The organism is Pseudophaeobacter sp. C1-32P7, assembly GCF_041008775.1.
Taxonomy (GTDB): domain Bacteria; phylum Pseudomonadota; class Alphaproteobacteria; order Rhodobacterales; family Rhodobacteraceae; genus Phycobacter; species Phycobacter gallaeciensis_A.
Genome location: NZ_JAXGFR010000007.1, coordinates 94,192 through 113,841 on the forward strand (window position 1 = coordinate 94,192; position 19,650 = coordinate 113,841).

Here is a 19,650-nt window from a genome sequence, read left to right on the forward strand (position 1 = left end):
GGGTGAATGAAACCTCAGATCCGCGCCATTCTCGTTCATCTTCTAACCGCCACCGGCGCCGTCTTTGCCATTCTGGCAATGCTGGCGGCCGCCGATGCCAAGTGGAGCCTGATGTTCCTGTGGCTGGTGGTGGCCTTTGCGGTGGACGGTGTGGATGGCCCCCTGGCGCGGCATTATCACGTAAAACGCTACGCGCCGCAGTTTGACGGGGTCCTGCTGGATCTAATCATCGATTACCTGACCTATGTCTTCATCCCGGCTTTTGCCCTGTTTAAATCCGGGCTGATGGCAGGCTGGACCGGCTGGTTCGCCATTATCGTCATCACCTTTGCCAGCGCGATGTATTTTGCTGACACCCGGATGAAGACCAAGGACAACTCCTTTTCCGGCTTCCCCGGCTGCTGGAACATGCTGGTGCTGGTGATCTTTGCGCTGGAGCCGAGCCACTGGACCAGCCTGGCGCTGGTGACGTTGCTCTCCATCGCGATGTTCCTGCCGCTGAAGTTCATTCATCCGGTCCGCACCCAGCGCTGGCGCCGCATTTCGCTGCCGGTGGCGCTGGTCTGGACCGCGCTGGCAGGCTATGCGGCCTGGATCGATTTCCATCCCGAAAGCTGGGCCCACTGGGGGCTGATCGTGACCTCGGTCTACCTGCTTTTCGTCGGGATCGTGCAGCAGATCTTCCCGCCCAAACGCGCCTGAGCCTGCTGCAGACGCAACCACGTGCGACAAAACCGGCCTGAAACCAGTAGCTTCTGAATACGTCTCAAAGCCGTCTCAAATGCGAGGCACTATGGCTTCCCTAGGGTAAGCCTGCCTTAAATTCTGATCGTCAGGATCGATGGAGCATCCTTTGCACCGGGGGTGCGTTCCAATCGTTCAGGAGATCATACCATGAATTCGATCCATGCCCCCGGCGGCCTGTCATCCGCCCATCACGCCCACTCTGCGCCCCGGCAGTTCACCCCGCCCGGACAGTCGGACCAGCCGGACCGCGTTGGTCCGCCCGATCATGCCAAGGCCTGGGGCTGGCGCGCCAAGCAGGCCGCTGAAACGCCCGCAGAGCCTCCGGCAGAAACCACACAACCCACGGGTGTCAATGCGGTGCTGAACGGCAGCTTTGGCGAAATTTCCATCCGAATTGAAGACCTCGGTGGCGCATTCGACATCGAGGTCACCCGCGAGGACGGCGGGCTGAATGTCGCGACAGACAGCGGCACCGGCGGCGGTGAGATCAGGATCAACTTCGAGAACGGCGAACACGGCGGCCTTGTGGCCCTGTTTGAAACCAATGAAGCGGGCGAGATCACCGTTTCGGTGAGCAATGTCAGCGACAGCGATCCGGCGACCGAGGTCGCGGTCAGCCCGCTTGAGGTCCCCGAAGAGGCCGAGCCCGCGCAGGCGGACACCAGCCTGGCAGAGACCAGCGGCGCAGATATGGAAACCGTCGTTCTGGGTCTGGCCGCAGGCGATCCTGCCGCAACCGGCACCGGCGCCATGTCAGAGTATGACAAGACGAAAGCACTGTTTTCCTGAACAGCGCTTCAGGCGCCCCGCCTGACGGACAAATCCTAGGATCTCAAATCAGCAACCCTGCCGCGCCCTCATGGCGCAGCAGGGATACTTTTGTTTCGACCCCGCCCCGGCCTGAAAACCCGCCAAGCCCGCTTCCCCCCAGCACCCGGTGACAGGGAATAATGATCGGAATGGGATTAGCGCCGCAGGCATTGCCCACCGCCTGCGCCGAACTGCCAAGAGTCTGCGCCAGCTGACCGTAGGTGCGCGTTTCGCCAAAGGGAATGGCGGCGATTTCCGCACAAACTGCCTGCTGATAGGCGGACCCTGCCACATCCAGCGGCAGGCTGAAGGCCTTCAGCTCTCCGGCGAAATAGCCACGCAGCTGCGCCACTGCCCGGCTCAGCACCTCCTTCGTTGCGGCATCTCCGGCGTGCGCCTGCGCAGGTTCTGCGGGAGTTTCCTGCCAGCATAGCCGGGTGATCACCCCATCTTGCGCGGTCACGACCACCCGCCCGACCGGGGTTTTCAGATGCGCGCTCGGCTGCTGCATGCGTTCTATCCTCTTGCGGTTGTTCACTTAGGGCGCTCCCACCCTGCGGCGGGGCGAAGCGGGCCGCAAGCACAAGCGCCCCGCTCAGGGCGCGAAATGCGCACTTTGGTATAGGTGCCATATCCCTCTGCCGCTCTCCCCTGCCCAAGCGGGCAGGTGCCAAGCACTTTAATTAATATGTATTAATGATGGCACGCAGAGCGGGGTGCCTGCGTCGTGCTGCAATATCCCGGCCTCTGCCACGGACAGCCTTTCGGCCATCTGGAGGAGCAATGCCGGAACAGATCAGCTGCACGTCTCGGTAAAGTAAAGGTGGGAACAAGGACATGATTCGACTGGATGCGGCCAACCTGGCCTGGAAACAAAGCTGGTCAGCCAATCAGCCGGTCATGGTCGGCCCAGTGCAGGCTGAAAAGGAGAACGCCAGCCTGTCCGAAAAGATGGGCCTCTCCGAACAATCGGCCTATCGCCTGAAAGCCTTGCCTGAGAAGGAAAAGATTCAAGCCGCGACCGAACAGGTCGATGGCAGCCAGCAGGGCATGGCCTTCCGGCAGCAGCGCGAAGAGGCCCTGCAAAACTCGCCAAAGATGCAGAATAGCAGTGTGAACTCGGTCTTCACTGGCCCGGCCAAACCGTCCTTGGCGGTGCGCGACGCCCAGCAGATGCCGGGGCAACCGGATGCATCACCCTGGGAAAAGGCGCAGGACGACATGCGCCGGGAACGCGTGACAGGCTCTGCCTACGGTGCCCAGTCCGAAATTTCCGCCGCCGCCAAGGCGCTGTGGCGGCAGTATATCGCTCTGCTGGCCGGCCACCCGGTTGGGCCGCTGCCGATGAACGTCATCAACGCCTGCGCCAATTACAAGGCGGCGCAAAAGGTCGTTGCTGCCTGATCTCCGCGCGCCTCCCCCTCTCCAAAGACCCGGAATTCCGACGAAAAAGCGCCGCCGTTGCCCTCAACAGGCAACGGCGGCGCAATCTGTTTTGGACCCGCCCCCGCAAAAGGAGGCGGTAAGTCTTAGCTCAGCGCGCTGTCGCAGCGACCGCAGACACCGGCATGGGCATGGGTGCCCACATCCGGCAGGATCTTCCAGCAGCGCTGGCATTTCTCGCCTTCTGCCTTTTCAAACACAACCGAGATGCCGTCGATCTCGGGCATGCGGAAGGCTTCGGCAGGGGCCGGATCGCCAGTCAGCACCACATCCGAGGTGATGCAGATATCGGCAAAATTCACCGATTTAAGCGCCTCCAGAACTTCCGCATCGCGCAGATGCACCACCGGCGCTGCTTCAAGCGAGGCACCGATCACCTTGTCGGTGCGCTGGATTTCCAGCGCCGAGGTCACCACCCGGCGGGCCTGACGGATCGCGGCCCATTTCGCGGCCAGCGGCTCGTTCAACCAGTCGGCCGGGGTTTCGGGGATGTCCACCAGATGCACCGAGCTGTCCTCGCCCGGGAAGCGTTCCAGCCAGACTTCTTCCATGGTGAAGACCAGGATCGGCGCCAGCCAGGTGGTCAGGCGGTGAAACAGGATGTCCAGAACGGTGCGCGCGGCGCGGGCATTCAGCGTATCACCATCACAATAGAGCGCATCCTTGCGCACGTCGAAATAGAAGGCCGACAGATCGACGGTGGCAAAGGTGAAGACCGCGGAGAACACGCCCTGGAAGTCGAAGGCGGCATAGCCGGAGCGCACCTTGTGATCCAGTTCCGCAAGGCGGTGCAGCACCCATTGCTCCAGCTCGGGCATATCGGCGGGATCAACGCGCTGGTCTTCGGTGAAATCGCCAAGGCTGCCCAGCATATACCGCATGGTGTTGCGCAAGCGGCGATAGCTGTCGGCGGTGCCTTTCAGGATCTCCGGACCGATCCGCTGGTCGGCGGTGTAATCGGTCTGAGCCACCCACAGACGCAGGATATCGGCGCCGTATTGCTGCACGACCTTTTCCGGCACAATTGTGTTGCCCAGCGATTTGGACATCTTCATGCCCTTCTCGTCCAGCGTAAAGCCGTGGGTCACCACATTGCGGTAAGGCGCGCGGCCCAGGGTGCCACAGGCCTCCAGCAGGGAAGAGTGGAACCAGCCGCGGTGCTGGTCGGTGCCTTCCATGTAGACATCGGCGATGCCGTCCTCGGTGCCATCTTCGCGGTCACGCAGCACAAAGGCGTGGGTGGAGCCGGAATCGAACCACACGTCGAGAACGTCAAAGACCTGATCATAGGCGTCGGGATCAACGATACCGTCCAGCACCTGCGCCTTGAAGCCGTCCTCGTACCAGACATCGGCGCCCTTTTCGTCAAAGGCGGCGACGATACGGGCGTTGACCTCATCGTTGCGCAGCAGGAAATCGTCATCGGTGGGCAGGGCGCCCTTTTTGGTGAAGCAGGTCAGCGGCACACCCCAGGCGCGCTGGCGCGACAGCACCCAGTCAGGGCGCGCTTCGATCATCGAATAGAGGCGGTTACGCCCGGTCTGCGGCGTCCATTTCACCAGCTGGTCGATCGAGGTCAGCGCCCGCTCGCGGATGGTCTTGCCATAGGTATCGAGCCCGTCACCCAATTCCTTGTCCACCGCTGCAAACCACTGCGGCGTGTTGCGATAGATGATCGGTGCCTTGGAGCGCCAGGAATGCGGATAGCTGTGCTTGATCTTGCCACGCGCCATCAGCCCGCCGACCTCGACCAGCTTGTCGATGACGGTCTTGTTGGCATCGCCCTCGCCGCCTTTGCGGTTCAGGATGTATTTGCCGCCAAAGAACGGCAGATCGGCACGGAAGGAACCGTCGTCCATCACGTTGTAGGTGATGACCTGCTTCAGCATGCCAAGGTCACGGTAGAGTTCGAATTCCTCCATCCCGTGGCTGGGCGCGCAGTGTACGAAACCGGTGCCTTCGGTGTCGGTGACGAAATCGGCCGCGCGGAAATCGCGGATATCGTCCCATTCGCCGTTGGAGCCTTCGGCACCTGCGAGGGGGTGGGTCAGGCCGATGCCTTCGAGATCGGCCACCGGCACATCGGCAACGCGGGTATACTGGTCTTCCTCCAGCCGCGCGCGCTTCATGACGTCAGCGGCCAGGTTATCGGCCAGAACGTATTTGTCGCCCACCTTGACCCAGGATTCCTCTGGCGTGCCGGTCACCTCATAAAGGCCATAGGCAATGTCTTCGCCGTAAACCACGGCCTTGTTCGAGGGCATGGTCCAGGGGGTGGTGGTCCAGATCACCACATAGGCACCTGCCAGTTTGTGATCGGCAGGCTCGGCCACCTTGAACTTCACCCAGATGGTGAAGCTTTCCTTGTCGTGGTATTCCACCTCGGCCTCGGCCAGCGCGGTTTTTTCCACCGGCGACCACATCACGGGTTTGGAGCCCTGATAAAGCGTGCCATTCATCAGGAACTTCTGGAATTCGCCCGCGATCACCGCTTCGGCGTGGTAATCCATCGTAAGGTACGGATTCGCCCAGTTGCCGGTGATGCCAAGACGCTTGAACTCTTCGCGCTGGATATCGACCCATTCATCGGCAAAGGCGCGGCATTCCTGGCGGAACTCGATGACTGGCACCGCGTCCTTGTTCTTACCCTTCTTGCGGTACTGTTCCTCAATCTTCCATTCGATCGGCAGACCGTGGCAGTCCCAGCCCGGCACGTAACGCGCATCATAGCCCATCATCTGGTGCGAGCGCACGATCATGTCCTTGATGGTCTTGTTCAGCGCGTGACCGATGTGCAGGTGGCCGTTGGCGTAGGGCGGGCCATCATGCAGCGTGAACGGCTCGCGGCCTTCGTTGTTTTCGCGCAGCCGGTCATAGACACCGATCTTTGCCCAGCGTTCCAGCCATGCGGGTTCCCGCTTGGGCAGGCCCGCGCGCATGGGGAAATCGGTCTTGGGCAGGTTCAGGGTGTTCTTATAGTCGGGGGTCTGAGGCGTGTCGGCGCACATCGGTGGCGTCCTTTGAATAGCTGGTCGTCGTCAGGATTATCTGTGGGATATTCGGTTCGGTGCGATGGCTCAAGCACCTTTGCCCGGCGGCTCTTAGGATTCCGTGTTCGGATCAGAGCGCCGGGTACGTAATTCGAATAATGATGGCCGCACGGTGGGACATGCGGGCCTTATAGGGCGCTGCATCAGGAGGGTAAAGCACACAACGTCGCGACACCCTGCGCTGCTGCGCAACATTCTTGCGCCTCAACAGTTGCCGGACACACCCATGCGCTGTATTTACGGAGGAATAATCAATTAAAAAAACACAACACAGGACCCTTTTTAGTGAAAACCTACATTCTACCCGCGCTGCTTTCCGCCAGCGTCACGCTTTCGGCTTGCGACACAGCAGAATCCCCCAGCGAAACCTACGCCAGCAGGCTGCAAACCGCAGAACAGCTGCCTGTCTCAAAGAATATCTCGCTGACTGCGGCCGGGAAAAAGCTGCCATTGCAAACGGCGACACAGACCCGGATCAGCTTTGCGCAAAACGAGTTGAACGAAGCCAATCCCCCCATGACCCAAGCGGACTGTACACTGACCAGTTCCGCCTTTTCGGGCGCCCTGCGGGTTCCGGGCAAGGTGAACCTGCCCAGCTTTGGTCGCGCCACACCGCCGATGACGATCGCCTGCACAGATGGCAAAAAGACTGTCACTCAAACCATAGAGGTGACGAACCTCACCAAGCTCAAGGCCCAGGAAAATGCCGCAGCGCAGGTTCTTTGGGGTGGTGGTCTGCTGGGGGCGGCTGTGCTGGCCGGAATGTCCAGTGAACGTGACAAGTCTCTGGACCTCTACGGCTACCCTCCAAAAATCCAGGTCAAGTGACCCGCGCTGCGGATCAGTCAGAAGCAAAGGTTCTGCGGCCCCCGTTGCGGGGCCTCAGCGCGCCATAAAAATGGACTGTCAGGATAACCTAACAAGGTCTTAAACCGTTTCGCACGCGAAACATTTTCCCCCGCCGGGCAGACACCGCGCCTCAAGCGTGGAACATCAGCCCCACGCCATAGGCCATGGCCGCCGCCGCGCCGCCGATCACCAGCGTTTCCCCGCCCGAGCGCCACCAGGGCGCCAGCGACCAGCGGCTTTTGAGGGCGCCAATGGCAAAGAAACAGCCCATGGTCATCCAGGATGACACGGTAAAGGCGTTGGAAAGACCGAAGAGGAAGGGCAGCAGCGGCACCATCCCCGCCACCAGAAAGGCAGCAAAGGTAGCGATGGCGGCCTTCATCGGGTGCGGGTCCACCCCGGCCAGCCCGTATTCCCCCTCGATCATCAGGTCGACCCAGGTTTCGCGGTTCTTGCAGATCTCGTCAGTGGCCTCGTCCAGCACGCGACCGCTCAAACCCTTGAGCCGCAGGATCTCTCGCACCTCCTCGCGCTCTCCATCCGGGTAGTGATCGATATGATGGTTCTCGACCTGGCGCAGTCGGCGGGCGTCGTCCAGTTCAGCCTTGGTGCCGGAATAGTTGCCTGCCGCCATGGAGAACCCATCGGCCAGCACATTGGCCAGCCCCAGCGCCACGATCACAAAGGGCGACAGCCCCGCGCCCGCCACCCCCGCCACGATGGCAAAGGTGGTGACGGATCCGTCGATGCCGCCATAGACCACATCGCGCAGCACCCCCCGCCCCGGCGGTGCGCCGATCCGGTCCTTGATCTCCTGCGGGCTGTGGCCGTGGTCTGTCATTGTGGGGTCTCCGGGCAGGGCATTTACGCTACCCTATCGCGGCAAAAGAAGGGGCGCAGCCCTCAAATAGAAGACCGCGCCCCGTCGTTGTTTTGCCCTCAACAGCAGGGATCAGAAGATGAAATCGCTTTGGTCCAGCTGATCCGCCATGACGCCTTCGAGCAGGATCGAGGTATTGCCAAATTCCACCCGCGCGCCGCGCCCCGCATCGCTGATGCTGAGATCGGCAAAATCCATGCCCAGGGTATTGAGGCTGATCAGGTCGATCCCGTCCTCAAAATCGGTGATCCGGTCGCGCCCTTCGCGCATATCGGTATAGACGAACTCATCCCAGCCCGCGCCACCGGTCAGCACGTCGCGGCCATTGCCGCCGGTCAGGACATCATCGCCGCTGTGACCCTTCAGCATGTCGCGTCCGGCGCCGCCCTCCAGCATATCATCTCCGCGGTGGCCTTTCAGCATGTCATTGCCAGAGCCGCCGTTCAGATCATCGCCGCCACCGTGACCCTTCAGGTGGTCATCCCCCTCATCACCGAACAGGCGGTCGCTGCCCTTGTTTCCGAAAAGATGATCGTCGCCACCGTCACCGCGCAGCACATCGTTCTGGCTACGTCCCCAGAGCCAGTCATCATCGGCGCCGCCATCGATCCGATCAGCGCCCTTGCCACCATAAATCCGGTCATTGCCAAGACCGCCATCAAAGACATCGTCCCCCGCGCCCAGACGCACGGTTTCCGAGGCGCGCTCGAACTGGTCCTCAAGGATGTCGAGCGCCTGCGCCCGGTTGGTGCCTTCGATCTCACCCGCGGCCACGGGTAGCAGGCCGACATAGCCATCCTGCGATCCGTTGATCTCGCCGCCGGTCCCGGCGCCGAAACCCGATCCCACGTTCTGGCCATGAATAACGATTTCCCGGTTCTCCAGCGGCATCAGATCCGCCGCGGTATAGTCATTGCCGCTGACCGGGCTGAAGAAGTTGCTGTCGTCACCCAGCTCATAGCTCTGGATGAAATTCATCGTGCCGTCCGACCGGGTCATCGGCAGCACCCCATCGCCATCGGTCAGCGGCAACAGGATGTCGCCATAGGCGGCCAGCCCTTCCAGCACTTCGACAAATCCGTCCTGATCCGCATCATCCGCAATCACCGGCATGCGGGCATCCGAGGGGTTCCCTTCGTCATCAAACGTGCCATGCACATGCTGGGCGTGGCGCACATCCGGGGTCAGCCCCGCCGCCGAGATCGAGATATTCAGATAGCGGGTACCGTCCTCTTCGGTATTGACCGACAGCAGCGCATCGCCGGTGACGCCCGAATTATTCATCGCCCCCAGGTCTACCGACCAGAAGGCGTCGGCGCCGCGCAGGAACGTCTCGTAGGATGCATAGGATGAAGCCAGATGGGCCATAGGTATCTCTCCCTTTGTTTGAACCTCTGCCCACAGCCACGAAGCCCGCGCGCAAAAAGTTTCATGCCCGATACGATTTTTTTCTAAACGGCTTCGGTCGGCCTACATCAGCCCCCTTTTCCCGCACGCCCGGCCCGGTTATTGCTGTCCTTCGAAACCAAAGTCAGGACCTCCCGTGACCTCCCCCGATCTGCCCAGCCCCCCCGCGCAAGACGCCCCGCTGCGCCGCTTTGACATCAGCGGCGCCGAGATCGACGAGGTCGTGCGTGTTTTTTATGGCAAGATACGGCAGCATCCCGTGCTGGGGCCGGTGTTCGGCGCCCATGTGACCGACTGGCCGGAACACGAGGAAAAGATCGCCCGGTTCTGGCGCAACGCGATCCTGCGCGAGAAGTGCTACAACGGCAATCCGATGCGGGTGCATGTCTCCCGCCCTGATATCAAGGCCGAGCATTTCCCACTCTGGCTTGATCTGTTTCACAGCGTTCTGAAGGCTGAGCTGCCCGCACAAACCGCGCAAAGCTGGGGCGCCCTTGCCGACCGGATCGGCGAAGGCTTCAGAACCGGCGTCACCGCCATGCGCCAGCCCAAGGATGCCCCGCCCAAACTGTTCTGAGGCGCGGGTCTAGCGGTCTGCGTCCGCCTTTGCCTTGGATCGGGAGAACAGACCGGACAGCGCCCGCTGCACGACCCTGCGGGTCGAAGGGCGGTGGCGCGGGGAAAACGGCATCGGGCGGCAGACCTCCATCGCGGCGATGCCAACCCGCGCCGACAGCGCCCCATTGACCACGCCTTCGCCAAACCGCCGCGACAATTTCGACAGGACCGATCCGCCCAGCACGGATTCCAGAAGATCGTCCCCCGCCGCAACCGCGCCGGTGGCCACCAGATGCGCCAGCACCGCCCGCGTCAGCCGCCAGGAGCCAAGCAGGCCCGAGCGTCCGCCGTAGATCTCGGCCACCCGCCGGATCATCCGCACCGAGGCAACAAGCGCCGTCACCACGTCGGCCAGCGCCAGCGGCACCAATGCCGTCACCGTCGCCACCTGCCGCGCGGCGCCTTCGACCTCCTGCAGTGCGCGCGCATCCAGCGGCGCCAGCAACTCGTCCTCGGCCAGCTGCAACAAGGCATCGGCATCCATCACCTCGGGGCTGCGCTCGGCCAGTCGCACGCGATGCCAGGCCAGATCCGCGCGATCTCCGTAAAACCGCTCCAGCCGCGCCACATAGGCGCGCGCCGCCGTGGGATCCTCCACCGCCGGGATCGCGGCCTGTCGCAGATCGTCAACCCGCTTCAGCCGCGCCAGCGCCAGCCCTTCGCGCAGCAGCATCAGCGCCGCCAGCACCAGCGCCAGCAGCAAAGCGGCAGAGATCGCCCAGCCCAGAACCGGCACCCGTGCAATCAGCCCGGTGGCAAAATCCCAGGCCGCAACGGACACCATCGCGCCGAGCAGTGCCAGAACCGTGCCCCAGAACCAGCGCGACAGCCGCGAGGGAGGCCGGGCCGCCAGCGCCGCAGCCCGCTGCATGGCAGCCGGAGGCGGCCCGCTCGGCACCTCCGGCCCAAGATCGGGAACCGGCGGCGCATCGCTGACAGCGGGGGCCGATTTCTGGTCTTCCTCCAGATCAAAGACGACGGGTCCCTGGCTCATCACGCGGCCTCCTGTTTCGCGGCCTGCCAGGCATAGGAAATATCCGGCAGCCCTTCGTCATTGCGCGCGCCATCGCTGCGCGCCGTCTCAGTAAACCCTTCGCGCAGGTAGAACCGCTGCGCCCCGGAATTGGCCTCAAAGGTCCAGAGGTGCAGATGCCCGCTGGTCCCCTTGGCCGCGTCCAGAAGGCGTTTGCCTATGCCCTGCCCGCGCGCCTCGGGCGCCAGATAGAGGGCGCAGATTTCCGCGCCATCACGGGCCAAAAATCCCAGCACCCTGGCGCCCTCCTCGGCCACGGTGACCCATCCCCGGTCGATCATCACCCCGCAAAAGGAAATCGCCTCGGCCCCGGAATACAGCTCTGGCATCCAGGGCGTTTCTGCCGCAAACCGGTGCAGGATATCGCCAATCGTGCCCGCATCCGTCGGGCGCGCCGGGCGCAATTCAAGGCTCATAGACGATCTCCGATCAGGAATTCGGCGGCCCGGTCCAGTCGGATATGCGGCAGGCCATCCCCGGGTCTGAGGCTCAGGGGCGCAGGCGCAAAGGCCATGCTCTGATAGTCTCCCTCCAGCCACCTCTCCGCCCCTTGCCGCGCCGGGGTCAGCAGCTTGCCCGGATCCTCGGGCAAAGCGCCGGGGTAGAAGGCCGCTTGCCGTCCACCCTCCAGCAATGTGCCGCGCACGCAGGGTAGCTCCTGTCCCTGATGGGCGCGCATTTCCTCGGTCGTGGTCCGCAAAGAGGCCAGCGACAGGGCCGCCGTTTCCGCCCCGGCAAAGCGGGCGCGGTCCTGCGCCTCTCGGGTCAACGCCTCGATGATCGCGGTCAGCTGCGGATGCTGGACGTGGTGCAAATGGTCCGCCTTGGTGGCGGCGAACAGGATCTTCTCCACCCTTTTGCCGCCCAGGATCCGGGTCAGGAACCGGTTGCGCCCGGGCCGGAAGGCGCCCAGGATATCCGCCATCGACTGGCGTAGATCCTCGACCGCGGGCGGGCCGGAATGGATCGCCCCCAGTGCATCGACCAGCACCACCTGCCGGTCGATGCGGGAAAAGTGATCGCGAAAGAACGGCTTCACCACCCGCGTCTTATAGGCCTCGTAGCGGCGCGCCATTTCCCGCCGCAGGCTGCCGCGCGGCGCGCTGCCCTCCCCGGCGGCAAGCGGCGCAAAGGTCAGCACCGGTGAGCCTGCGAGATCACCCGGCAGCAGGAACCGGCCAGGCGTGCAGTCATAGAACCCGGCATTTCGCGCGGCGTTAAGGTATTCGGTGAAGGAGGCCGCCAGCGCCTGTGCCTGCCCCTCGTCATGAGCGGCATGCGCATCGGTGGCCCCTGCGGCAGCGAGGAACCCCTGCGCCTCTTCCCGCCCTGCGATCCGGGCCAGCACTTCGCCGGACCACTGGTCATAGCTCTTGTCCAGCAGCGCCAGATCCAGCAACCATTCCCCCGGATAATCCACGATATCCAAATGCAGCACCCGGGGGCCCTGCAACCCGGCAAGCAGCCCCGAGGGCCGTACCTTCAGGCTGAGGCGCAGTTCGGAAACGGCGCGGGTGCTGTCCGGCCAATGCGGATCAGCCCCGGTGAGGGCGGCCAGATGGGATTCATAGTCGAACCGCGGCACGGTGTCGTCGGGCTGGGGTTGCAGATAGGCGGTCTCGATCCGCCCATCCCGCGCCGCCGATAGCTGCACCATGCGGCCCCGGTTCATCAGATTGGCCACCAAAGAGGTGATAAAGACGGTCTTGCCCGCCCGCGCCAGCCCGGTGACGCCGAGCCTCAGGCTCGGTTCCAGAAAAGTCTCCGACAGGCTGCTGCCCAGGGCCTCGACCCGGCGGGCTGCGCTGTCGGCTAGGGATGTCAGTACCACGCGCCTGCCTTTGTCCTGTTCTGCTGCACTCTGCTCTGCTTGGTCGCTCCGGCGGCCGGGCCGCTGCCCCCAAGATAGGCAGGCTCCAGGCTGGATACCAGTGCCCGATGCAGCAGACAAAGGCCGTCGGGGCAAAGGACTTGCCTTGCGTCCCGCACCACGCTACTGCCGCGCCATGCCGCGTTTTGCTCTCAAAGTCGAATATCATGGGGCGCCCTTTGCCGGCTGGCAAAGGCAGAAGGAACACCCCTCTGTGCAGGGGGCGATCGAGGCTGCGCTGGCGCGACTGGAGCTTGGGGATCACACCATCGCCGCCGCCGGACGTACCGATGCCGGAGTGCACGGGCTGGGCCAGGTGGCGCATTGCGATCTGCAGAAAGACTGGGATCCCTTCCGCCTGTCAGAGGCGCTGAACTTCCACCTGAAGCCCAATCCGGTCGCCATCACCGCCTGCGCAAGGGTTGCCGATGACTGGCACGCGCGGTTCTCGGCGGTAGAGCGGCAATACCTCTTCCGCATCCTGATGCGCCGCGCCCCGGCCACCCATGAGGCAGGCCAGGTCTGGCAGGTGCCGCATGAACTTGATGCCGAGGCGATGCAGCAGGCCGCAGATCACCTGATCGGGCACCACGATTTCACCACCTTCCGCTCCACCATCTGCCAGGCCGCCAGCCCGGTCAAAACCCTGGACGAGCTGACGGTGGAACGGGTCGACGGCTTCACCGGACCGGAAATCCATTTCCACGTGCGCGCCCGCAGCTTTCTGCACAATCAGGTGCGCAGCTTCGTCGGCACGCTGGAACGGGTCGGCGCAGGCAGCTGGTCCGCCGCCGACGTAAAGGCAGCACTTGAAGCCCGCGATCGCGCCGCCTGTGGCCCGGTCTGCCCCGGACATGGCCTCTATCTGGCCCGCGTCGGTTACCCCGATCCGGTCTTTGCCACAGACAGTCGGTAGCACACGTCCCAGAATGCAGGGGCGGGCTCCCGCGCCTTTTCCCTGCATCACAGATGCAAAGCAAAGCCTTGGGCCGGGCGCCACTGACGCGGCGCAGATCCCTCCCCCACTGCCGGGTCAAGGGCGGCCCTGCCGCCGCGCGGCACGCGCGGTTCACCCTTGAGGCGGCATTTCAAACTCACAATCGAAGGCGCGCGTTCAGGGCAGACCTGCCCCTGAACCGCTTCCCCAGCAGCCCTGCGCCGCGCCAGCGGCGCCACGCCCAACTGTGCGGAGCATTCGCAGAATGCTGCAAACAGGCGGGAGAGCCCCTGCCCCACCGCAACCTCAGGTGGGCGGGTGCAGCACCAAAGTCTGCAAGGCGGTTGCGACCGGCCCTTTGGTGTCCTGCAGGACCGATTGCGACATGCCGATGCCGGTGCCGTGCCAATGCGACACGGAATCGGAGGCCAGCCAGTCACTTTCCGGGGCGCGGTGCACATGCAGGGTCAGGTCGGTGTTCATGAAGCCCATTTCGGCCGGACGCGCGTTCCAGGAAATGCCATTGCCGCAATCGGCAAGCGCGCAGATCGACTGGATCGGCGACTGCTCCTCTCCCTCCAGCAGGGTCGTCGTGCGCATCCACATCGCCTTGGGGCCAGGGCCAAAGCCCGCCCCCGGCGGATAGGCAACATCCAGAAACTGCCCGAAATAGGGCCTGTCGTGCAGCCCGGCGCCGATGGTGAAATCGCCGGGCGTGGCCTCCTCCAGCCGCAGGGGCGTGACCGGTGCCGTCGGCACCTGTCCCAGATCCTTCTCGACCAGATGCATCGAAGAAGCCCGCACGCAGAGCGTCCCGTCGTCATCGTGGACAGTCACCGAAGTGGTTGCCAGCGTCCGGGTGTGGCGGGTGGTTTCCGCCGCCACCCAAAGCCCCGCCAGCGGCAGAGGGCGCAGGATGTCGAGGGTGAGCCGGGTCAGCATCTTGCCCGGCCCCACCGCCTGCTCAGCCGCCCGCGCCACCAGCCCGGTGACCGGACCGGCGTGGCAATGATCCGGGGACCAGGGGCCCCGGGCCGGGTCATGGCCGACAAAAGCGCCATCGGCGCGCTGGAAAAAGAACGGCGCAGCCGACAGGGCGTTCGACGACCGCGCCTTTGACATCAGCCTCAGACCTTTTCCTGCGTGTATTTCTTCAGCTCGGTCCGCGCCACCTGACGGCGGTGCACCGCATCCGGCCCATCGGCAAAGCGTAGCGCCCGCTGCCAGGTCCAGCCCATGGCCAGCGGTGTGTCCTGAGAAATGCCCTGACCGCCGTGCATCTGCATCGCCTCGTCCAGCACCTTCAGCGCAACCCGGGGGGCAACCACCTTGATCTGCGAGATATGCGGCGCGGCGGCGCGCGCATCGCCCTGATCCATCATCCATGCGGCCTTGAGACACAAAAGCCGCGCCATCTCGATCTCCATGCGGCATTCTGCGATGATATCGTAGTTGGCCCCCAGCTGCGCCAGCTTCTTGCCAAAGGCTTCTTTCTCGAGCGAGCGGCGGCACATCAGCTCCAGCGCCGACTCGGCCTGACCAATCGAGCGCATGCAATGGTGGATACGGCCCGGCCCAAGACGCCCCTGGGAGATCTCGAAGCCGCGTCCTTCGCCAACCAGCAGGTTCTCGGCCGGAACGCGCACATTGGTGAAGCGCAGATGCATGTGGCCATGGGGCGCATCGTCGTGGCCAAAGACCTCCATCGGGCGCAGGATCTCGATGCCCGGCGCATCGGCAGGCACCACGATCATCGAATGGCGCCCGTGCTTGGGCAGATCATCACCGCCGGTGCGCACCATTACGATATAGACCTTGCAGCGCGGATCGCCCGCACCCGAGGCCCAGTATTTTTCACCATTCAGGACATAATCATCGCCATCGCGTACGCAGGACATGTCGATATTGGTGGCATCGGAAGATGCAACTTCCGGCTCGGTCATCAGGTAGGCGGAGCGGATTTCGCCTTCCAGCAGCGGCGCCAGCCATTCCTTCTTCATCTTTTCGGTGCCGTAGCGCTCGAAAACTTCCATATTGCCGGTATCGGGCGCCGAACAGTTGAACACTTCGGAGCCCAGCGGGGTCTTGCCCATTTCCTCGGCAAAGTGGGCATATTCCACTGTGGTGAGGCCAAAGCCACGGTCGCTGTCGGTCAGCCAGAAGTTCCACAGACCGGCAGCTTTCGCCTTGGCCTTCAGCCCTTCAAGGATCTCTGCCTGACGCTCTGTATAGGTCCAGCGGTCGCCCTTGCCGATCTCGGCCTGGTATTCGGCCTCCAGCGGCATGATCTCATCACGCACCATCGCTGCGACCCGATCCAGCAGCTTGCGGTTCTCGTCCCGCATCCCAAAATTCATATCCATGACCTTCCTCCCTGCGCCTTTCGCTTTGGCTGAAATCATGGCTTAGTCGCGCGAACGCTGTCCAGCACTGTGACGGAACGTAACAGGCTGACGGTACGGAAGTAACGGAAGGAAACAGAGCGAATGGCACTACTTATCAGCATCGGACATGGCGGCTGGTTCACCGAAGAAGAGCTGGCAGAAGAGCTGCGCGCGCTCAGCCCCGGCGCGGATATCCGCCCGGCCTCAAACCCTGGCAACCTGGATGAGATCACCATGCTGGCCGTTTCTTCGCTGAAAACCGACATCGCCGCACAGCTGCCCAATCTGCAACTGGTGCAGAAACTGGGCGCCGGGGTCGAAACCATCGTCAATCACCCCACCGTGGCGCCGCATGTGCGCGTGGCACGGCTGAAGCCGGAAGAACCCGCGCGCGAAATCGCGGAATACTGCCTCGCCTATATTTTGCGCGAACAGCGCAATCTCCTGCATCACGCGGCGGCGCAGGCCCGGGCTGAATGGGATTCGGTGGCCCCGAAACGCACCCATGTGACAACGGTCGGCGTTCTTGGCCTCGGCCATATCGGCGGGTTGACCGCACGGCTGATGGCGAGCCTTGGCTTTCAGGTTCACGGCTGGAGCCGCTCCCCCAAGGAGATTGAAGGCATCACCTGTCACCACGGCGCGGAGGCACTGCCGCAGATGCTGGGCCAATGCGATTATGTCTGCGCCATCCTGCCCTCGACCGCCGATACGCGCGGGCTGATGGATGCGGAACTGCTGGCGGCGATGAAGCCCGGCGCGGTGCTGATCAATGCCGGGCGCGGCGATCTGATCGACGAGGCCGCCCTGATCGCAGCGCTGGATCGCGGCACGCCCGGTCATGCGGTGCTGGATGTCCTGTGCACGGAACCCCTGCCCCAAGATGATCCGCTGTGGCGCCACCCGCGTGTGACCATCACCCCGCATGTGTCGGGCTGGCATCTGGGGGATGCACTGGGGGATGTGGTGGAGAACCTGCGCCGCCTTGGCACCGGTCAGGCGCTGCTGCACGAGGTGGACCGGGCGCGCGGTTACTGACGCGCCCGGAAACCGGTCTTCAGATCGGGGCGAGGCACTGGAACCCCGACCGTTCATACAGCAGCGGCTCGCCATCGCCGTGGGCGATATCGGTGATCTCACCGATGAATACCGTATGGCTGCCCGCCTCGGTCGCTTCGCGTACCTCGCAGGAAAAACACAATAGCGCAGAGGCAAGGCGTGGCAGGCCGCGGGAGTCCTCCTGCCAATCGCCCTCGGCGAATTTCTCTTCGCCGGTGACCCCGCCCTGCCCCGCGAATTGCAAGGCCAGCAGGCCATCGGGTTTGGCCAGCAAGTTGACATTGAACCGCCCGGTGTCCCGGATCGCGGCGCCAGTGCCGGTGGCGCGGTTGACGCAGACCAGAAGGCTGGGCGGCTCGGCCGAAACCGAACAAACGGCGGTGGCGGTGATGCCCCGACGTTCCCGGCCCGCATCTGGCCCCGACAGGGCGGTGATCACCGTCACCGCCCCCGGGAACCGCGCCATCGCCGAACGGAAGCTGGCTGGATCGACGCTCATGCCCATGCCTCAGGCCGCCTGCAATTGCGACAGATAGGCCTCTGCCGCCTGCGGATCGGCAAACCACGGGAAGAAGTCGCGCGGATCGTCGAACCCGTTGGTGATCCGGTTGGCCAGACGCGGCTCGGCGCAGGCGGTGCCCATGATATTGAGCACATGCGGCGGCGGCGGCAGCAGCATCATGTTGGTCCAGTTCACCACCCATTGCGCATAGTCCCAATAGGCGTTGAAGGTGCCCTGCATCCAGGCCTCGTCAAAGGGCAGATCATCCCGCGCGAGGATCCGGTCCATATAGACCTTGGCCGCCTTGGAGGCGTTGTTGGAGCCCTGCCCGGTGATCGGATCGTTGAGGCAGACCGCATCGCCGATGCCCAGCACCTTGGCGCCCGAGGGCAGCGTCGCCACCGGTTTGCGCACCGTCGGCGGGAAGCGGCCCGCGAGGATGCCGTTGTCGTCGGTCAGCTCGATATTGGTGCACCGCTCGGCCTCCCAGGGCAGGAAGGTCGACAGGATTTCCTTGGATTTCGCCAGATGCTGCTCGGGGGATTTCACGTCGCCCCAGCAATCCATCGGACCACCCGGCACGCCTTCAAACACCATGATCTCGCAAGGGCCGGTGGTGGTCAGCGCCGGGAAGACGAAATATTCGCCAACGCCCGGGATCAGGTTGAAACAGACCGCCGAATGATCGGGGCGCGGGGTCATGCCGGTGACATAGGTCAGCGCCAGCGCGCGCATCGGCTTGTCATAGGGGGATTTTTCCGCGTCGCGTTCGAACAGCCGACCCACGTCGCCCTTACCCGAGGCGACCAGCACTAGATCGTCTTCACGCGCATAAAGCTCCAGATCGCTGATGCCGGCTTCCTTGATGACCAGCTGGCCGCCGAGGCGTTCGAACTCCTCCAGCCAGACCGGGATCTTGCCCCGCTGGTCCACCGAATAGGCAAAGCGGTCCAGCCGCCCGGTCCAATCGATTGCCTTGGCGCCTGCCTCTTCGGGGTGCGGCACGGCAAAGGAAATGCCTTCGACCGGGGGGCACTGGTCCTCGGTCCAGAAATCGATACCGAGATCGCGCTCGTTCTGTACCGATTCGCCGAACATGCACTGGCTGGACATGACGCGGCCGGTCTTGATGTCTTCGGCGGTGCGGTTCTGCACGATGCGGACCTTGTAGCCCTGTTTCAACAGACCAAGCCCCAGTTGCAGTCCGGACTGGCCGCCACCGATGATGGTGATCTTTCTCATGGTTGTTACTCCCTGTCGGTTTGTTTTTGTGCGCAGGCTCAGGCCATCAGCTGGGCGATGGCTTCTTCGTCGCGTTCCGGCCCCATCGCGGTATAGCCCCCGTCGACGCGGATATCGGTGCCGGTGATGAAGCCCGCCTCATCCGAGCAGAGGAACAGCACCGAATTGGCGACTTCCTCGGGGTTGCCGGTGCGCCCCAGCAGGTGGAACGGCTTGGCCACGCTGTCGGTTTTCTCCCGGTCGCCGCCGGTCAGCTCATCCATGATGTTGGACCAGGTCCAGCCGGGGCTGACCGCGTTGACGCGGATGCCATCGGGCGCCAGATCCATCGCCTGGTTGCGCGTCAGCTGCAGGATTGCCGCCTTGGAGACCGGATAGAGCCAGCGACCCTTTTGCGCGACGCGCGCCGAGATCGAGCCGAAATTGACAATGGCGCCGCGGTTCTTGGCCAGTTCTTCGCGCGCGGCCTGCATCAGCATGACCGAGCCGACGATGTTCACATCAAGGCTTTCCAGCCACTCCGCCCGGGTCGATTCCGCGCCGTTGTCGAGGTAGGAACAGGTCACGTTGACCAGAAAGTCGATGCGCCCGAATTCTTTCTTGGTGGCCGCGACCAGCGCCGCGATGCCATCATCCTCGCGCAGGTTGGTCTTGCAAAAGGCGATGCCATCCGCGACCAGCGCCTGACCTGCCTCTTCATTGATGTCGGCGATCATTACCTTTGTGCCCGCGGCGCGAAACGCCTGTGCGATGGCTGCGCCGATCTTGGTGGCGCCGCCTGGAATGATGGCAACCTTGCCGTCCAGTCCCTTCATCTGT

Annotated in this window: 19 protein-coding genes; 7 read left to right on the top strand and 12 right to left on the bottom strand. The window is 63.6% G+C overall.

Translation table 11 applies throughout. The features are described 5' to 3' along the window. The first annotated feature begins 6 nt into the window (after positions 1-6). Positions 7-702 (top strand): CDP-alcohol phosphatidyltransferase family protein, encoded by a 696-nt coding sequence (locus SM763_RS11875; protein ID WP_065272653.1) that lies wholly within the window; start codon positions 7-9, stop codon positions 700-702. Between the two features lie 192 nt (positions 703-894). Then, positions 895-1,536: a hypothetical protein gene (locus SM763_RS11880; RefSeq protein ID WP_368998656.1), complete on the top strand. Its 642-nt coding sequence runs from the start codon at positions 895-897 to the stop codon at positions 1,534-1,536. Positions 1,537-1,579: 43 nt separating this feature from the next. Here SM763_RS11880 and SM763_RS11885 read toward each other — a convergent pair whose 3' ends face one another. Then, a complete protein-coding gene (locus SM763_RS11885) occupies positions 1,580-2,068 on the bottom strand; it encodes a methylated-DNA--[protein]-cysteine S-methyltransferase (RefSeq protein ID WP_368998657.1) in 489 nt (162 codons plus the stop codon). A gap of 326 nt (positions 2,069-2,394) precedes the next feature. Here SM763_RS11885 and SM763_RS11890 point away from each other — a divergent pair, with 326 nt between their 5' ends. Continuing rightward, positions 2,395-2,961, top strand: a complete 567-nt coding sequence (locus tag SM763_RS11890; RefSeq protein ID WP_368998658.1) for a hypothetical protein — start codon at positions 2,395-2,397, stop codon at positions 2,959-2,961. 125 nt (positions 2,962-3,086) lie between these two features. Here SM763_RS11890 and ileS read toward each other — a convergent pair whose 3' ends face one another. Further along, positions 3,087-6,008 (bottom strand): isoleucine--tRNA ligase, encoded by a 2,922-nt coding sequence (gene ileS / locus SM763_RS11895; protein ID WP_368998659.1) that lies wholly within the window; start codon positions 6,006-6,008, stop codon positions 3,087-3,089. A 327-nt stretch (positions 6,009-6,335) separates the two neighbouring features. Between ileS and SM763_RS11900 the strand changes: the two genes are divergently transcribed. Beyond that, entirely contained in the window at positions 6,336-6,878 is a 543-nt protein-coding gene (locus tag SM763_RS11900; RefSeq protein WP_368947200.1) for a hypothetical protein, read from the top strand. Positions 6,879-7,029: 151 nt separating this feature from the next. On the opposite strand, the gene SM763_RS11905 is transcribed toward SM763_RS11900, so the two are convergent. Next, positions 7,030-7,740 carry a VIT1/CCC1 transporter family protein gene (locus SM763_RS11905; RefSeq protein ID WP_274827710.1) on the bottom strand — a complete coding sequence of 237 codons (711 nt, stop codon included), beginning with the start codon at positions 7,738-7,740 and terminating at the stop codon, positions 7,030-7,032. A 111-nt stretch (positions 7,741-7,851) separates the two neighbouring features. After that, the gene (locus tag SM763_RS11910; protein ID WP_368998660.1) at positions 7,852-9,147 is read right to left on the bottom strand and encodes a calcium-binding protein; all 1,296 of its coding nucleotides are present in this window, start codon (positions 9,145-9,147) and stop codon (positions 7,852-7,854) included. Between the two features lie 175 nt (positions 9,148-9,322). On the opposite strand from SM763_RS11910, the gene SM763_RS11915 reads away from it, so the two are divergent. Continuing rightward, complete coding sequence (locus tag SM763_RS11915) at positions 9,323-9,763, top strand: group III truncated hemoglobin (protein ID WP_274831332.1); 441 nt, start codon at positions 9,323-9,325, stop codon at positions 9,761-9,763. Positions 9,764-9,772: 9 nt separating this feature from the next. Here SM763_RS11915 and SM763_RS11920 read toward each other — a convergent pair whose 3' ends face one another. The 3 genes from SM763_RS11920 to SM763_RS11930 are packed head-to-tail and all read right to left on the bottom strand — an operon-like array spanning position 9,773 to position 12,668. Continuing rightward, positions 9,773-10,798: a YcjF family protein gene (locus SM763_RS11920; RefSeq protein WP_274837626.1), complete on the bottom strand. Its 1,026-nt coding sequence runs from the start codon at positions 10,796-10,798 to the stop codon at positions 9,773-9,775. Further along, a complete protein-coding gene (locus tag SM763_RS11925; protein WP_368947205.1) occupies positions 10,798-11,253 on the bottom strand; it encodes a GNAT family N-acetyltransferase in 456 nt (151 codons plus the stop codon). Before SM763_RS11925 ends, SM763_RS11920 begins: the two co-directional genes overlap by 1 nt. After that, positions 11,250-12,668, bottom strand: coding sequence for a YcjX family GTP-binding protein (locus SM763_RS11930; RefSeq protein ID WP_368998661.1), 1,419 nt, complete (start codon positions 12,666-12,668; stop codon positions 11,250-11,252). Before SM763_RS11930 ends, SM763_RS11925 begins: the two co-directional genes overlap by 4 nt. Before the next feature lie 175 nt (positions 12,669-12,843). Here SM763_RS11930 and truA point away from each other — a divergent pair, with 175 nt between their 5' ends. After that, positions 12,844-13,623: a tRNA pseudouridine(38-40) synthase TruA gene (gene truA / locus SM763_RS11935; protein WP_368998745.1), complete on the top strand. Its 780-nt coding sequence runs from the start codon at positions 12,844-12,846 to the stop codon at positions 13,621-13,623. Between the two features lie 327 nt (positions 13,624-13,950). Here truA and SM763_RS11940 read toward each other — a convergent pair whose 3' ends face one another. Beyond that, entirely contained in the window at positions 13,951-14,766 is an 816-nt protein-coding gene (locus tag SM763_RS11940; protein ID WP_368998662.1) for a thioesterase family protein, read from the bottom strand. Positions 14,767-14,771: 5 nt separating this feature from the next. Further along, entirely contained in the window at positions 14,772-16,007 is a 1,236-nt protein-coding gene (locus SM763_RS11945; protein ID WP_368998663.1) for an acyl-CoA dehydrogenase family protein, read from the bottom strand. A gap of 123 nt (positions 16,008-16,130) precedes the next feature. Between SM763_RS11945 and SM763_RS11950 the strand changes: the two genes are divergently transcribed. After that, the gene (locus SM763_RS11950) at positions 16,131-17,066 is read left to right on the top strand and encodes a 2-hydroxyacid dehydrogenase (protein ID WP_368998664.1); all 936 of its coding nucleotides are present in this window, start codon (positions 16,131-16,133) and stop codon (positions 17,064-17,066) included. A gap of 19 nt (positions 17,067-17,085) precedes the next feature. Here SM763_RS11950 and SM763_RS11955 read toward each other — a convergent pair whose 3' ends face one another. The 3 genes from SM763_RS11955 to SM763_RS11965 are packed head-to-tail and all read right to left on the bottom strand — an operon-like array spanning position 17,086 to position 19,646. Beyond that, a complete protein-coding gene (locus tag SM763_RS11955) occupies positions 17,086-17,586 on the bottom strand; it encodes a flavin reductase family protein (RefSeq protein WP_274827701.1) in 501 nt (166 codons plus the stop codon). 9 nt (positions 17,587-17,595) lie between these two features. Further along, positions 17,596-18,831: a styrene monooxygenase/indole monooxygenase family protein gene (locus SM763_RS11960; protein WP_368998665.1), complete on the bottom strand. Its 1,236-nt coding sequence runs from the start codon at positions 18,829-18,831 to the stop codon at positions 17,596-17,598. A gap of 38 nt (positions 18,832-18,869) precedes the next feature. Then, entirely contained in the window at positions 18,870-19,646 is a 777-nt protein-coding gene (locus SM763_RS11965; RefSeq protein WP_368998666.1) for an SDR family oxidoreductase, read from the bottom strand. Positions 19,647-19,650 lie beyond the last annotated feature (4 nt).

What these genes read in the sequence shown, in the direction of transcription:
- SM763_RS11875 (WP_065272653.1), top strand. Translation starts at nt 7, where the DNA reads ATGAAACCTCAGATCCGCGCCATTCTCGTTCATCTTCTAACCGCCACC.
- SM763_RS11880 (WP_368998656.1), top strand. Translation starts at nt 895, where the DNA reads ATGAATTCGATCCATGCCCCCGGCGGCCTGTCATCCGCCCATCACGCC.
- SM763_RS11885 (WP_368998657.1), bottom strand. Translation starts at nt 2,068, where the DNA reads ATGCAGCAGCCGAGCGCGCATCTGAAAACCCCGGTCGGGCGGGTGGTC.
- SM763_RS11890 (WP_368998658.1), top strand. Translation starts at nt 2,395, where the DNA reads ATGATTCGACTGGATGCGGCCAACCTGGCCTGGAAACAAAGCTGGTCA.
- ileS (WP_368998659.1), bottom strand. Translation starts at nt 6,008, where the DNA reads ATGTGCGCCGACACGCCTCAGACCCCCGACTATAAGAACACCCTGAAC.
- SM763_RS11905 (WP_274827710.1), bottom strand. Translation starts at nt 7,740, where the DNA reads ATGACAGACCACGGCCACAGCCCGCAGGAGATCAAGGACCGGATCGGC.
- SM763_RS11910 (WP_368998660.1), bottom strand. Translation starts at nt 9,147, where the DNA reads ATGGCCCATCTGGCTTCATCCTATGCATCCTACGAGACGTTCCTGCGC.
- SM763_RS11920 (WP_274837626.1), bottom strand. Translation starts at nt 10,798, where the DNA reads ATGAGCCAGGGACCCGTCGTCTTTGATCTGGAGGAAGACCAGAAATCG.
- SM763_RS11925 (WP_368947205.1), bottom strand. Translation starts at nt 11,253, where the DNA reads ATGAGCCTTGAATTGCGCCCGGCGCGCCCGACGGATGCGGGCACGATT.
- truA (WP_368998745.1), top strand. Translation starts at nt 12,844, where the DNA reads ATGCCGCGTTTTGCTCTCAAAGTCGAATATCATGGGGCGCCCTTTGCC.
- SM763_RS11940 (WP_368998662.1), bottom strand. Translation starts at nt 14,766, where the DNA reads ATGTCAAAGGCGCGGTCGTCGAACGCCCTGTCGGCTGCGCCGTTCTTT.
- SM763_RS11945 (WP_368998663.1), bottom strand. Translation starts at nt 16,007, where the DNA reads ATGGATATGAATTTTGGGATGCGGGACGAGAACCGCAAGCTGCTGGAT.
- SM763_RS11950 (WP_368998664.1), top strand. Translation starts at nt 16,131, where the DNA reads ATGGCACTACTTATCAGCATCGGACATGGCGGCTGGTTCACCGAAGAA.
- SM763_RS11955 (WP_274827701.1), bottom strand. Translation starts at nt 17,586, where the DNA reads ATGAGCGTCGATCCAGCCAGCTTCCGTTCGGCGATGGCGCGGTTCCCG.
- SM763_RS11960 (WP_368998665.1), bottom strand. Translation starts at nt 18,831, where the DNA reads ATGAGAAAGATCACCATCATCGGTGGCGGCCAGTCCGGACTGCAACTG.
- SM763_RS11965 (WP_368998666.1), bottom strand. Translation starts at nt 19,646, where the DNA reads ATGAAGGGACTGGACGGCAAGGTTGCCATCATTCCAGGCGGCGCCACC.